At 41.3% G+C, this 14,352-nt stretch carries 11 protein-coding genes; 5 read left to right on the forward strand and 6 right to left on the reverse strand.

The annotated features are described in order from the left end of the window. The coding region (locus tag ABUA47_RS17630; protein WP_195650824.1) for a phage integrase SAM-like domain-containing protein at window positions 1-487 on the reverse strand (487 nt) is incomplete at its 3' end. A gap of 161 nt (window positions 488-648) precedes the next feature. On the opposite strand from ABUA47_RS17630, the gene ABUA47_RS17635 reads away from it, so the two are divergent. Next, window positions 649-1,752, forward strand: a complete 1,104-nt coding sequence (locus ABUA47_RS17635) for an AAA family ATPase (protein WP_035450461.1) — start codon at window positions 649-651, stop codon at window positions 1,750-1,752. A 31-nt stretch (window positions 1,753-1,783) separates the two neighbouring features. On the opposite strand, the gene ABUA47_RS17640 is transcribed toward ABUA47_RS17635, so the two are convergent. The 5 genes from ABUA47_RS17640 to ABUA47_RS17660 all read right to left on the reverse strand — a co-directional run bounded on the left by ABUA47_RS17640 (window position 1,784) and on the right by ABUA47_RS17660 (window position 7,314). Then, a complete protein-coding gene (locus ABUA47_RS17640; protein ID WP_035450459.1) occupies window positions 1,784-2,725 on the reverse strand; it encodes a HipA domain-containing protein in 942 nt (313 codons plus the stop codon). A 3-nt stretch (window positions 2,726-2,728) separates the two neighbouring features. Then, window positions 2,729-3,055 (reverse strand): HipA N-terminal domain-containing protein, encoded by a 327-nt coding sequence (locus tag ABUA47_RS17645; protein WP_035450466.1) that lies wholly within the window; start codon window positions 3,053-3,055, stop codon window positions 2,729-2,731. Continuing rightward, the gene (locus tag ABUA47_RS17650; protein ID WP_005824474.1) at window positions 3,055-3,279 is read right to left on the reverse strand and encodes a helix-turn-helix transcriptional regulator; all 225 of its coding nucleotides are present in this window, start codon (window positions 3,277-3,279) and stop codon (window positions 3,055-3,057) included. The genes ABUA47_RS17645 and ABUA47_RS17650 overlap by 1 nt, the downstream gene beginning before the upstream one ends. Before the next feature lie 457 nt (window positions 3,280-3,736). Next, window positions 3,737-4,084, reverse strand: coding sequence for a hypothetical protein (locus tag ABUA47_RS17655; RefSeq protein WP_022401132.1), 348 nt, complete (start codon window positions 4,082-4,084; stop codon window positions 3,737-3,739). Window positions 4,085-4,161: 77 nt separating this feature from the next. Next, window positions 4,162-7,314, reverse strand: a complete 3,153-nt coding sequence (locus tag ABUA47_RS17660; protein WP_022401133.1) for a PspA/IM30 family protein — start codon at window positions 7,312-7,314, stop codon at window positions 4,162-4,164. A gap of 337 nt (window positions 7,315-7,651) precedes the next feature. Here ABUA47_RS17660 and ABUA47_RS17665 point away from each other — a divergent pair, with 337 nt between their 5' ends. The 4 genes from ABUA47_RS17665 (at window position 7,652) to ABUA47_RS17680 (ending at window position 14,091) form a co-directional block, all read left to right on the forward strand. Beyond that, entirely contained in the window at window positions 7,652-8,599 is a 948-nt protein-coding gene (locus tag ABUA47_RS17665; protein WP_005824483.1) for a tyrosine-type recombinase/integrase, read from the forward strand. 474 nt (window positions 8,600-9,073) lie between these two features. After that, a complete protein-coding gene (locus tag ABUA47_RS17670) occupies window positions 9,074-12,367 on the forward strand; it encodes a PspA/IM30 family protein (protein ID WP_118358129.1) in 3,294 nt (1,097 codons plus the stop codon). Between the two features lie 90 nt (window positions 12,368-12,457). Further along, entirely contained in the window at window positions 12,458-12,799 is a 342-nt protein-coding gene (locus tag ABUA47_RS17675; protein WP_035450386.1) for a hypothetical protein, read from the forward strand. Between the two features lie 164 nt (window positions 12,800-12,963). Next, entirely contained in the window at window positions 12,964-14,091 is a 1,128-nt protein-coding gene (locus ABUA47_RS17680) for an AAA family ATPase (protein WP_005825750.1), read from the forward strand. Window positions 14,092-14,352 lie beyond the last annotated feature (261 nt).

Raw genomic sequence — 14,352 nt, forward strand, 5'->3', positions numbered from 1 at the left:
CCAGGTCCACGAAGGGTATGCCCCTGAGCATGAACATGAGTACGAAGAAAATCCTTGTTCTCTGCTGTGTGTTTGGGGATGTCCCTCCTTGCAGGCTCCTTTCCGTCTCCCTTACCAGGCTGCTGATGTCGGATGCTTCGAGCGCCTTCTTCCTGTCTGCCCGTGTGCCGGTATATACATGCTCGAACAGTCTGGGTACATACCGTATGTACTTTCTGTCCACCGCCCGGTTATACACCGAGCGTACCGTCTTGATGTAGGTGGATACGGTGTTCCAACTGCAGTTCCTCTGCCTGAGGAAGTTTTCGAATCTCTTCAGTACGGTCGGGCTCAGCTTGCGCATGGGCATCGGTTGCCATTTGGTGAATGCCGAGAATGCATTCACCGCTGACTGGTAGATGTGTGCCGTCCCCCATCTGCCGCCTTCCCGGAGTTCCCCGATGACTGAGGAGAACATCTCTTGTAAGGTAATTTCATTTCTATTCATTTCCAATTTATTTATAAAGGGTTTGCCTTACAAGTATATACAATAAAATGAAGAAAAACAGAAGCTTATAATGTATTTCTTCATTTTAGCCAGTCTTTCAGAATGAACTCAAATATATTTCTTATATTTGCGAAAAAAGTCGCATTGAAAAAAGTCGCAATATGAATAATCCATTTAAATTCGGTACGATTGTAGACGGTGAATACTTTACGGATAGAGTAGCGGAACAAGAAAAAGTAAGAGAGATACTTGCAAGTGAGAATCACCTGATACTTATTAGTCCACGACGTTTCGGCAAGACCAGCCTCGTTCAAAAAGTGACGAAAGGATTGTCACGTCCCGTTTTTCAGTTGAACCTGCAGTTGGTAACAGACACTGCCGACTTTGCTGCACGATTATTGCGGATTGTGCTTCAACAATATCCTATGGAACGTCTGAAGCATCTTATCACTCACTTTCGTTTTATCCCCACCATTTCAACCAATCCCATGACGGATGGCATAGAAGTTTCATTTCAGCCGTCAATGGATGGTTTCATTCTGTTAGAGGATGTATTCACACTGATTGATAAACTGGGAATGAAGAATCCACACAAGAAACCGATTGTAGTACTGGACGAATTCCAAGAAATACGTACATTGGACAAGAATCTGGATAAAAAATTGCGGTCTATTCTACAGACTTACAACCATGCCAATTACATTTTCTTAGGTAGCCAGGAATCGATGATGCAGGAAATCTTCGAGAAAAAGAAATCCCCTTTCTATCATTTTGGATATTTGATGAAGTTGGGTAAGATTCCTCAAGATGACTTCTATGAGTTTCTCAAGAATGGCTTTCTTCTCTTGGGTGAGGATATGGATGCTGAAACGATAGGCCGCAGCATTCTGTCGTTCACCAATTGTCATCCCTATTACACCCAGCAACTGGCTTACCAGACATGGAATAACTGGAAACAAAACGGTTACAGTGATACTTTGGTGGAAACTGCCATTACGGAGTTGACTCATGTGCACGATATGGATTATGAACGTTTATGGAGCACTTTCAATAAAACAGATAAAAAAGTTTTGATAGGCTTAACTATGCAGATGGGGACTCCGTCCAGTCTTCCTTTTCTACGAGGTGTCGGTATTGATTCTCCAAGTACTGCTTTCAGTAGTTTGAAGCGACTTGGACAACAAGGATATGTGATACGTAATGAGGGGTATGAACTGGATGATCCTTTCTTCAGAAGGTGGATTGAAGTAAAGAGAGAAGGGTGATAGAAAGAGGAAATCCTTGTTGGGTTTCGTATCATTTTAGCATATTGAGTTTTATGCTTATCATGTCTTTATATGATATTTGCATCTCCTCCGGTAGAAAAGAGAGAGTGATGAACTCCATCCATTTGGTTTCTACTTTCAAGAGTTTCTTGAAAAGGTTTTCTATTACTTTTTCGTCCAATCCCGACGCCCGCATGGACGTGACAAAGTCAGCCTTCTTCAATTTACGTTTTTTACCGTTTAGTGTAAGTGCAAGTTCTTCGGTGTCTTCAGGCATCACCAATGCGGTAGACAGCATGTCATATGCTGGTGTGAGCGTATATACCTCTTGTTGGGGACTATAAAGCGAGAAGTTCTTCAAATGCATGTCGGCATTACCGGTTATCCATGAAAAGACGACTTGCTCCCAGAAATTCACCAGGTCCAATTTGGGAGCGGATGAATATCTCAGCACTAGCTTCGCAATCTGCTCATAAGAACCTTTGTATTTTTGTTCAGTGAGTTTTTCAGAAAGTTGGCACATATCCTCCATAGCCAATTTTCCCCCTTCATTCGTGCGGTCTATGCGTCGGGTGATATAGCATAATTCACCATCCTCAAAGCGGATGAGGCTATGTGGCACAACTCGTATCTTGGCTATTTCCGCAAGATGCATTGTCAGATCCTCTAATTCGGGAAGATTACCGAACCGTTCGGTTTGCGGCTTCAAAATATAGCGCCCCCATAAGCCTACAATCGTAAATCGTCCAGGCTCGTTTTTACTTCCTTTGTTGATATCCAATGATAATTTGGCCTGCACTCCGGTCAGTGTGGTCTGACTGCGAATTACCTGCCTTGCCAAATCATAGAGATTATTGTGCGTATAAGGCAATATAGGCGCCTCTAGTGTCCCGAATATCTTTTTTGAGCAAGCCTTGTGGAAATCCTTCTCATTTCCATTCAGTTCCTTGTAACAATACAGACATCTTGCCATTCTTTAATCCTCCTCATTTATAGGTTCGACACCCACTGCACCGATACAGTCTTTACAGCACGCCAGCAACAGAGACATTCGGTCACGTGCATCTATTTTCCAGTTCTTTTCCGCAATGTCAAGCAGCCATCCTTCGGGTATCAGCCCGTCGAAAAAAGGAAACAGCACTTTGTCGTGATAGGCTTTCTCTGTCAAGGGTAATGTGAGGCTGACAGCTTCTGCAACATCCGACTGCAGGAATTCCGTATCGTACTGGAAGGTATAGCCATCCTCATCCTCTGTGAGGATGCCGGCTTTTATTCCTCGGAGATTTATCAATGCCTGCTTCATCATTCGTCAGTTTTAGTTATAGGTACTGCGCCAACTTCGCTGCCGAACAAAGACAGTAGCTGGTTTACCTTGTCCAACCGCAGCGTCTGTTTGCCTTGCTCCAATTCACGGACAAAGCGCAAGCCTACTCCTGACTTTTCCGAAAGTTCCACTTGGGTCAGATTGTACTGCTTACGCATCGCTTTTACATATTTGGATAATGTTGTTTGTTCCGTATATTCCATTTTTATACCCTTTGGGGTACAAAGATAGAATATATTTTCGTTATTACACCCATAAGGGTATAAAAAGATTAAAGGAGAAAGAGATTATATCTTTTCGGGTATAAATTAGCTAGAATAAGTTTATGAATCTATCCATTTCCTGTCTACCTATTTCTGGCTTTACTCTTAAAGCCTGCCAGTCCTTCACTGCTTCAACGGCCTCTGTGATAATTCTTTCAGTGGCTTTTGGGCTAAGCATATAATCTCTTATGAGAATCACACTATATTTCTAGGCCGGCTTTGCTTGATTCTGCTGAGTACATAAGAAGATAGCTTGTTATATTGTTCAAACTCTTATAAATTCTTGTCACTTTTGCTGCGTACAACTGTCTAAATGGTGAATTGCTGAAAAAAGCAAGAGGCTGTCTCAAAATGCACTTGAGATAGCCTCTTCTATGCAAATGTTTTACTCTTCAGTTTATTCCTGATATTTCACTTTTGTTCCCAAAGCATCGTGGCGCATTTCGCGCTCACTTCGGTAAAGCTTTTCATCTTTTAAATAATAGTATTCCTGATAACCTCCAAATTCGATATTGGCATACTCTAAGTGGTCTTCGGCCTTGCAAGACTTCCATGTACCTTCATACTTCACTGAATCAGAGAAAGTGATGAGGGTGGTTGAGTCTGCACGGAGTTCAAACCTCACGCCATTTTCCGTTATGAATGTACCGGCGAAAGAATGAGTAGACTCTGTACTGTTAGTATTGGTACAAGAATATAAAAAACCGAAAGCTATTGTCAACATAGCCAAAATCGTTCGTCTCATTGTTCTTTTGTTTTTATAGAAAAGAGAGTGCTTCTTTTCCGGAAACACTCTCTTTTATTAGTTATCTGCAGTGATGATTATCTTTGAGCAGGAGTACCAGAGTTCTTCTTAACATCAACTTCGAATGTCAAAGTGAATGTCTTCCACTTGTAACCGAACTTCACAGGGATGAACAATTTGTAATCCCAGTTAACCGGAGTACCGCTGTAGTTGTTGTAAGTCAGAGTTTCATCTGCCTGGTTGTAAACAACCTTGGTATTAGAAGGCAGAGGACCGTTTGTTACACCATCAGTCGGAACCAAGTTACCGTTAACCAGTTTCAAGTTAGACTTGATTTGGTCTGTCATCCATTCGCCCGGAACTACTTCGTAGAATTCCCACAAAGCTTTCTGCAAGCCAGTAGTATTGGCTACAATATACTTCTTGCCTGATTCGTCAGCATTCCAAGAAACATAAGTGAAAGCACCCTTAACGTCAATTGTACTACCACCTACAGTTGCATCAGTAAAGTTCTCAGTTTCACCTGTAGTTACTGTCAACGGTTCGATGATAAATGCATCATATTCCTTGATAGTTGCAGTGTGGGCAGCAGCCAGCAGAGAACCAGCAGCACAAGCATCTTTGTAGCATACGTCGGCAACCAACTTGATGGGGACATACTTGCCTACGAGAGCCTTGGCAGCTTCTGTCGGAGCGTCGCCGCTACGCGGTGCGTGAGTCGGGTTTACTTCTTCCAACTTGATGTTGTAAGTGATTTCATTGGCATCCAGCTTGTTGGGAGCGTAGTTCACAATCTCAGCAGCTTTCTTGCCGTCGATGTACAGGATTGTTCCGTCAGGACTTACAGTCGCAGTCTTTTCAACAACGCTTGTACCGTTGAAATATTCGTACTTGTAAGCAGAATTGGCAGCTTCCAGTTTTTCTTTGTCGAACACGAAGCGGGCACCTTCCTCTGAATAAGCACCACCTTTCACACCCTGGTGGCCGCTGGCAGCATAAGGATACAGTCCGGAATAGAAGAACTTCTTACCGGCACGCAGTGCATCGGCATACCAGATTGCGCCGCCCAAACCGGTTGTCGGTTTAACTCCGAGGTCGTTCAGGAAACCGTTCAGCAAGTCTGTGTAGATGTTACATGTCGGGTTATTCTCTGTATTGTTAGACCATGCCGGGTTGGATTCCTCGGTATTGTAAACAATCGGGTTTACATTGAATGTGGACCATTCATTGTCGTTCTTCCAGTAGCGACCATCGTAACCCCAGAGGTTGAATACCGGCTTGTAGATAGTACGTGTCAAAGTAATCTTCAATGTAGGATATGCACCTGTAGGATCGGAGTAGTAGCAAACCTTGCTGAAGCTCATCTTTTCCTGGTTGTTCCAGTTCGGATACTTCTTAACGATGTCTGCATGAGTCAGTGTCCAGATGATGTTGTAAGATTCTACACCAGCTTCAGAGTTGGCAATCACAGAAGCCGTACCTTCGCCGGCACCCTTTGTACCATCAAATTGAGTATAAACGGCGTGGAATTCCTGTTTGGTCATACCACCTTCTTTAGCCTTGTCGTAGATGTCCTCATTCATTTCCTGAGTACCGATGCGACCGGTGTAGTTGCTGCAGTAATAGATAGAATCAGCAAAAGCATGAGACAACTCTCTCTCGCCAGCTTCTTTCACCCATTTCACTTTCAGGTAACGCATGGCAACCAAAGCATTGTTTACTGTATCCACCAGTTCCACGCGAACGATAGGCTCACGACCTACAGCTGTTGCAGAAGTACCTTCGACAGTGTAAACCTTGGAAGACATGATACCGTTTTCGTGAGAATCTAGCTTGGCAAATTTCTGCTGGTCTGTCTTGTTGGTGTTACCATCTACGCCACCCAATGTGTTATAAGGAGCAGTAGGGATGTAGAAACGGAATGTCAGACCATAATCCTTGTAGTTTGCCAGATTTGCATGGTTAGCGTGGTTAGTTTTAGCATCTTTAGCGTCTGTAACACAAACCTTCACCAATTTCTTCAAATCAAGCGGCTCGTTATAAGGTTGCTTAAAGTCTACATATTCGTTGGCTTTAGATTCGTATACGCATACAGAGTCATGATAGTGTACATAGAAGTCTTCTTTGCCGTCGTTCTGGATTTCATCGGCAAACTTACCGGTCATAGTTTTGCTAAAGTCAGTTTTGCTATTAACCAGATACGGAACCTTAACCTCTTCGTGCAGACGTACATATTCAGAGTTCACATACACCTTAGTACCTTGTTCGTCAAAAGCTTTCTTTTCAGCAGCTGTATAGTTTTCAGCAGCGATAGGAGCTTTCAAAGATGCCATGTAGAACTTTTCCTTGTCGCCGGCAGTCGTTGCAGCGATAGAACCCTTGACTGTCTTTTTGAATTTTACTGTCAGCACGTCCTTATTGATGTCGTACTTAACCGGTTGAATCGGGCTGTTAGTCTTAATATCAGCACCGGTAGCCTTGGTCATAATATTTTCAGATGTGATGCAATCAAATGAGGGCAATTCAATATCTGAAGTACGGACACCTACGCTGGGGCTTACATGGAAATAAGCCTCGTTGTAATCTGTAGAAATGGAGTTAGCTGTAGCAGCAGCATTTACGTGGTCCAAAACCGGAGTCGTAGTGTGGTCTTGAGTTGTATGCTTAGCCATAGCCTGATACTTCTGCGGGGTATATTGCAGGGTAGTCAGCGTGATGGCGGCAATACCGTTGATGTGGCTGGTAGGGATTACGGCCAGGCTGGTCAGACGATGACCAATCAGGGACATCACCTCAGCACTTACCTTGTCAATTTCAGCAGCCAAGTCCTTCAGCTTCTCGTCTGTAACGAAGTCGCCTTTCAATTCTTCTTTCAGAGCCGCAATCTTTTGGTTTACGATGTCCAAAGAAGCCAACTTGTCGATTTGGTCTTGCAGTTCTTTCTTCAGAGCTTTCAAGTCGTCATCAGAAACACCACCTTCTGCCGAACCGGCCTTGTCCAAAGCTTCCTGAGCCTTGTCCTTAGCTTCGTTGGCAGCTGTTTTAGCATCGTTGACAGCTGTCTCCAAAGTCGAAACTTTTGCAGCCAGCTCTTCAAGTGAAGCTTTCTTGTCCAGTTGTTCCTGCAAGTTCTTGATGTCGTCATCATAGTCCTTACAAGACGTGAACGTTCCTGTCGCACCTATCATCAAGGCACTGAACAGGGTCACACTTAGAAACTTTTTGTTCATAATTGAAAAACTTTAAATTTATAAATTTAAAAAATAAAAAGTGAATAATTTCTCATTTCCGGCATTCCTTTTCCCACAATGCTTTTGTTAAAAAATTCCGTTACTTCGCAGGTAACGGAGGAATTTTCCGTGCAAACATAATTGTTTTTCTATAAATGAGCAAATAATAATGCTGTTTTTTTATAATTAATCGAAAAATCTGCATTTAAGCGCACTTTTTTGTTAATGGGATTGTTGTTCGCCCCAATTATTAGTGTATTTGCACGTATGTTCTGCATTATAAAGGGATTGTACTTATACATATTATTAATAAGAGAATGTATAATTTAAATTGAAGATGAAAGAGATTACCTTACAAGAAATGCTGTCAACTATTATTGGAGAGCTTCGAGAAAATGGGAGATGGGGAACAGCCCATATTTACCAATCTACATTGAATGTGTTTTCCGCATTCAATAACTATCGGGATTTGCATCTGCGCAAATTGAATCCAGTGGTTTTGAAACGTTTTGAAATGCACCTGCGTCAACGAGATTGCAGTTGGAACACCGTTTCTACCTATATGAAAGTCATTCGCTCGGCTTACAATCGAGCTGTAGATTTACGATGTGTCCGTTATACTCCTAGATTATTTGAACATGTGTATACAGGAACTAAAGCAGACAAGAAAAGAGCTTTGGAAGCTTCGGATATAGGAACTTTAGTTCGCGGGACAGAAATGGATTTGTCCAAAAGGATTCCTTCCTCAAGCCTTCAAAAGGCCAAAATGCTATTTGTTTTTATGTTTATGATGCGTGGTCTCCCATTTGTCGATTTAGCTTTCTTGCACAAGAAAGACCTGCAAGGGAATGTATTGTCCTATCGTAGAAGAAAGACTGGTCGCACCTTACGGGTACTTCTATCCCCTGAAGCCTTACAGCTGGTACACATGGTATCCAATAAGGACGAGAACTCACCTTATTTATTCCCAATATTACGTAGCAAGGATGGTACAGAAGCGGCTTATAAAGAGTATCAATCAGCTTTGAGGCGTTTTAACTATCAGCTGTCAGCTTTAAAAACACATTTGAATATGAGTTCACATCTTAGTTCGTATTCGGCAAGACACACGTGGGCCACAATGGCATATTATTGTGAGATTCACCCTGGCATTATTTCCGAAGCGATGGGACATTCATCGATAAATGTTACTGAAACCTATCTCAAACCTTTCAACGACAAGAAGATTGATGAAGCAAATGAGAAGGTAATTTCTTTTGTAAAAAGCAATGGAATCTCGGCATAGATTTTTTTATTTTTATTGATAAAGCGGCCTAGATGTGTCCATATTTATTCCTCCCGCAAGAAGCATCTCTTGAAGGGAAGAGTCCTCTCGCTCATTTCTCAACAACTTCCCCTTAAGCCAAAACTCTACAAAATAACACTTTAAGTCTTTCTTTCCCTATAAATATTTTGATTTCCCTTTATCGTAACTTTACCTCTCGGTCATATTATCAGAATTCCACCTATAAGCCACTTTTCATCTTTCATCACTTAAAATGTTATAAACAATTATAGGGGCATTACAACTATATTAAACTTCTTTTCACATAATTGATTCAAGATGGTTCCCGTTACCTGCGAAGTAACGGAAAATTTTAACAAAAAAATAAGAGAAAGTAATACCAAATATGCGAGATTATTCACTCTTTATTTTTTAAAATTTATAAATTTAAAGTTTTCAATTATAAACATAAGTATATTCTTGTTCAGTGTCTTAATGGCTGGTACTGCAGGAACTTTCACGTCTTGTAAGGACTATGATGACGACATCAAGGACTTGCAGGGACAATTGGACAAGAAAGCTTCACTTGATGAATTGAACTCTAAAGTAAGTACTTTGGAGACTTCTATCGCTGAAGCCAAAACTGAAGCTTCTAATGCTAAAACAGCAGCACAAGAAGCACTGGACAAAGCTAAAGAAGCATTGGACAAAGCAGGACAAGGTGGGGCTTCTTCTGAAGACATTGCAGCCTTGAAGAAAGCTTTGGAGGATGCTGATGCAGCTCTACAGAAGCAAATCGACAAGTTGGCTTCTCTGGATGCTGTAGACAAAAAGATTGCAGATCTGAAGGCAGAATTACAGAAAGATTTCATCTCCGATGCAGATTTGAAGGAACTCGCAACTAAGGTTGAAAAATTGAGCGTAGAAGTGATGACCTTGATTGGTCATCGTTTGACAAGCCTCACACTGATTCCGACTACACACATCAATGGTATCCCTTCTATTGAATTACTGTCATTGCAGTATACTCCGCAGGTTTATGCCGCTGTAACAGATCATCAGAATGATGTGGTACCGGGAAATCATCCCCGTACGCCTATGGTAGACCATAAAGCTGTAGCTAATGCCAAAACTCTTAATATTTCTACAGAAAAGAATGAGGTAAGCTATAAGATGAGTCCAAGCATCGGTGTGTTGAAAGATGATATTAAACTTCCGTTGTTCGAAGGTATCAAATCTCAAAATGTAACTAAGTCTACTCCGGAAATTCTGGAGAATGCCCCTCTCGAAGTTGTTGATTATACTGTTGATGGCGGTGTTTTGACTGTACAATATAAGAAGAATAAAGAATATCTGAACGAAAATATCGGTACATCAGGTGAAGCACATGGAGCAGATAAGCTTGAGACATTCTGGATGGCTTCCTTGAAAGCTCCTATTGCTGACAAGAACCTGACTGATGACGAAAAGAAGGCTGGTGAAGAAGTATATGTAAGTTCTGAATACAGCCGTATCGAAGAATCTACAGTATTCCCTTATCTGGCTAACAAGAAGATTGACTTTAACAAAGCTATCATTGGTAACTTTGCTGATGAAACACAAGATGGTAAGTATGTACACTATCATGACTCTATCTGCTTGTACAAATCAGGTAATGATGTATTGGTTGATGTTAAACAAGCATATGACGAACCGCTTGATTTGAGAACACTGGTAACAGTATGCTATACTTATGCAGAAAACGAACATGGTAGCCACAAGGAATTGAGCAACTACTCCGACTATGGTCTGGAGTTCCGTTTTGCTTTGGCAAAAGCCAAATATCTACAGGGTGACCGCAAGACAGACGAGCAGGAATTCGGCCGTATCTTGTCTGATGGTTATACTCTGAAGTCTGAAGTTTATGACGTAGAGTTGGGAGACAACGAATATTCCAAAACTTCTATCGGTCGTGAGCCTATCATTCGCGCAGAGTTGTGGGATAAGAATAACGGTAACATGATTGCAGTTCGCTACATTAAGATCTGTTGGACTGGTGAAAAGGATCAGACTATTGCTGCTATCACATTCCCGAACGACACTGTAACTTGTCATGACATGTTCCAGCAGCTGTTCTCTAAGGAAATGAACGAGAAGATCTATCATATGGTTAAGTTCGATGGTGGACAGAGTATGAGTAAAACTCAGTTCCATAGCATCTACAAGGACATCGAAATCCTTGAACTTAGAAAAGATGGTAAGAAGATTGACCTCAGCACATTGGCAGAGTCTACAGATGCTTTGAATGACTGGGAAGAAGGAGCAAATAAAGTTGGTAAAGACGGCGGTGAACTCATCAATAACAACAAAGAACTTGTATTCGGTTTCTTGCAGGATGCTGAGGACAATACTTATTTCAACTTGGTTTGGGCTATGAATCCGAAGACTGTTGGTACATTGGCTTACAATGCTGCAAACAAGACTTATGCTTCTACATTTGAAATTGATGTTAAGTACGTTGACGGAACTGGTTTGAATGATGACATCAAGCAGACAATTGTTGTTCCTGCACAGAAGTTTGCATACCAAGGTACTTTCTGGAAGAATGGTAAGGGCGAAGGTGTCTTCAATGTGAATCCGATTGTTTACACTACTGCAAATGACGGTGGAACACAGAAAGACCCGCATGTATATCCGGGTACTCCAGACGGTTGTGAGCTTAAAGACTATAGCCACATCGAAGCTCACTTGGTTAATGGCTTTGTATATAAACCGACCAAAGAAAAACCAGCCAACTTGGCCCAATTCATCCAGTATATTCGTGAGTGTGCAGAGGTTAAGTTTATCTTTGACGAAACACGTATGAAAGACCTGACTACTTATCCGCATTTGAAAGACTTTGTCACAAGCGATGACCAAACTCAATTGTGGTATAAGACTAAAGGTACAGCAAAAGACGAAGTTGTAGGTGACAACAGCAACATCGGTAGAACGGATGCAGGAATTAATGATTATATACAATCTAACGATTTGGCTGCCACTATCAATAACCTGATGGGTGCTGATGCTACAGAAAACAAAAAGAACTTGCCTTGGAATTATGATGAAAAATTAGGTAATAGCGTAAATGAATGCTCCAGTATCATCCGTCTCCACGAAAAAGATGACTTGAACGGTACTGATGCCGCCCTCAAGTTGATTGGCAAGGAAGTTCCTGTACAGCTAGTTGTTGCATACAATGACTTCAATGTTATTCCAGTTCAAGAATTTGAGGTACACTTCATCAACCCGTTGACTATTGACGGTTCTATCAGCGACAACTTCGTTGATGCTGAAATTGACGGTAGCTTCTTGAGCGTTGCCAAGAACTTCACATTCACTGACTGGAATAATAAGCCGGTAGCTGCTGTAGCTGACAAGGCCACTGGTGATGAAGTTTATGCACATGCTTTGTATGACTACTATGCTGTGCGTGAAGTTAAGTTCTTGACTGATAAGACCACTACCAGCTTGGCTTGGAATGCTGCAACCAGCACTTATGAGCATAAGGAGGGTACTACTGACGGTAAGTTGCCGACCAATGCTTCATTGAAGATGATGAACTGGGATGAGACAAAAGCTAAGTCTACTGCTACAGAAGCTAAAGCTGACCCGACTCACTTGGCATACTTCAACAACCATGGTACTCCGGTTAACGTTGACTACAACATGTTCCTGACTGTAAATGTCAACTACAAGTGGGGTGTATTGAGCAAGGATAACCTGAAAGTCATCGTTAAGAAGGCTGCCGGTACACCGAGTGCCAAATAATTAAGAAGAGATTCTTGATATAATTCAATAAAAGGGACGTCCTCTTGCAGGGCGTCCTTTTTTTCAATCTTTCATTTATAAATATCAGATATGAAGAAAATACTATTCATTTTGACTGTGTCAGTTTCACTCATCTGCATTTCTTCATGTAAGAAGTCAGCAGCTACACATCCTTTTCCAGGCAAATTCGTTACTGAAACCGGTATCCAATTCGACCTTCGAGCCGACTCCACCACCCTGATTCAATATGATGATTCCAGTTCGTACGAGGGTACATGGAAAGTCTATAATCAAGGAGATACACTAAAGTATGCCACTATTGAGTTTGCCGGTTACTTTAACTATTATTATCTGCGTAATGGTAAACTCTATCGCAATGAACATAATATGATACGTCAAGCTCTTGGTGAAGAAATTGAATATCAAGATTAAAACAGAAAATGGCTATTACTATTCCTCTATTCTTTGGATGAGGAAAAGAATAGCCATTTCATATGATAGTCAACCACACATTTCCAATAATAATCGTTTTATGATTATCATCTTATGATTATCGTGATATTTTCCTTATATTTGCGTGTAAACTCAATAATCATATGAAAAATCCATTTGTTACGAACGGCTATGTATCACCGGAATATTTCTGTGACAGAGAGAAAGAAACGGCTAAAATTGTCTCACTTTTGACGAATGAGAACAACATTGCATTGATTTCCCCACGCAGATTAGGCAAAACAGACTTGCTGCGGCATTGTTTTGGACAGCCGGAAATCAAGGAGCATTACCACACTTTCATCATCGATATTTATGCCACAAGCTCTGTACGCGATTTTGTGAATGTTTTCGGCAAGGCTGTACTGGATGAACTACGTCCAAAAGGAAAATCCGTATGGGGTACCTTCTTGAATGTACTGGCCTCCCTTCGTTCCGAAATAACATTCGACATGAATGGACAGCCTACCTGGGGAATCGGTCTGGGAGCTATAACTAATCCCTCTGCAACATTGGATGAGATATTCTCCTATCTGAATAATGCCGGGAAGCCTTGCCTAATCGCCATTGATGAATTCCAGCAAATAACCAAATATGCAGACGATCCCAACATAGAAGCGGCACTACGGACACATATACAACGCTGTTCCAATGCCCACTTTGTCTTCTCCGGGTCCCATAGGCATCTGATGGGGGCAATGTTTACTTCTCCGGCACGTCCATTCTACCAATCGGTTACACTGATAAACCTGCCTCCCATTTCTGTTGATAAATACGCGGAGTTCTGCCTTAGGCACTTTGAGCGAGCAAGCAAACACTTAGATACATTAGTGGTAACAGAGCTATATGAGCGCTTCAATGGTATAACTTCGTATATGCAGAAGGTTATGAACATTTTATTTTCCATGACCGGAACTGGAGAAATATGTATTCCCTCAATGATAGATACTGCCATTAACGACCTTCTGGATTTTTCTGCCGATACCTATGATGCCTTATTATATCAGATGCCCGAAAAGCAACGTATTGTGTTTATGGCAATAGCAGCAGAGGGAAAAGCTAAGGCTATCTCAAGCGGTGACTTTGTACGTAAATACAAGTTGCAATCTGCCAGTTCTGTCTCTTCAGCTGTAAAAGGACTACTGGAAAAAGACTTTATTACGTATGATAAAGGCATTTACCAGGTATATGATCAGTTCTTCCAACTTTGGTTGCAAAGGAATAAGCTTTAATGGTTTCTTTCTTGAATCTTATATTCATTCTATAAACAATTTAGAAATGAGTAGAAATGCAGCAGGCTTTGCAAAATATAATTATAAGACTAAAGTAAATACCTTTAATATGGTTCCAACGGATAAAATGTTGTAGCAAATCATTGTTGTTTGAAGGATAATAACTATCTTTGTTCTAAAGACTGTAAGCAGTCAAAAAATGGCTATTGATTGCAACCTCTATCTTCGCTGCGAACAAAAATTTTAGAATTTATGTATAGC

This window comes from Bacteroides sp. RTP31139st1_H2_RTP31139_211217, from assembly GCF_040227615.1.
GTDB classification, from domain to species: Bacteria; Bacteroidota; Bacteroidia; order Bacteroidales; family Bacteroidaceae; genus Bacteroides; species Bacteroides uniformis.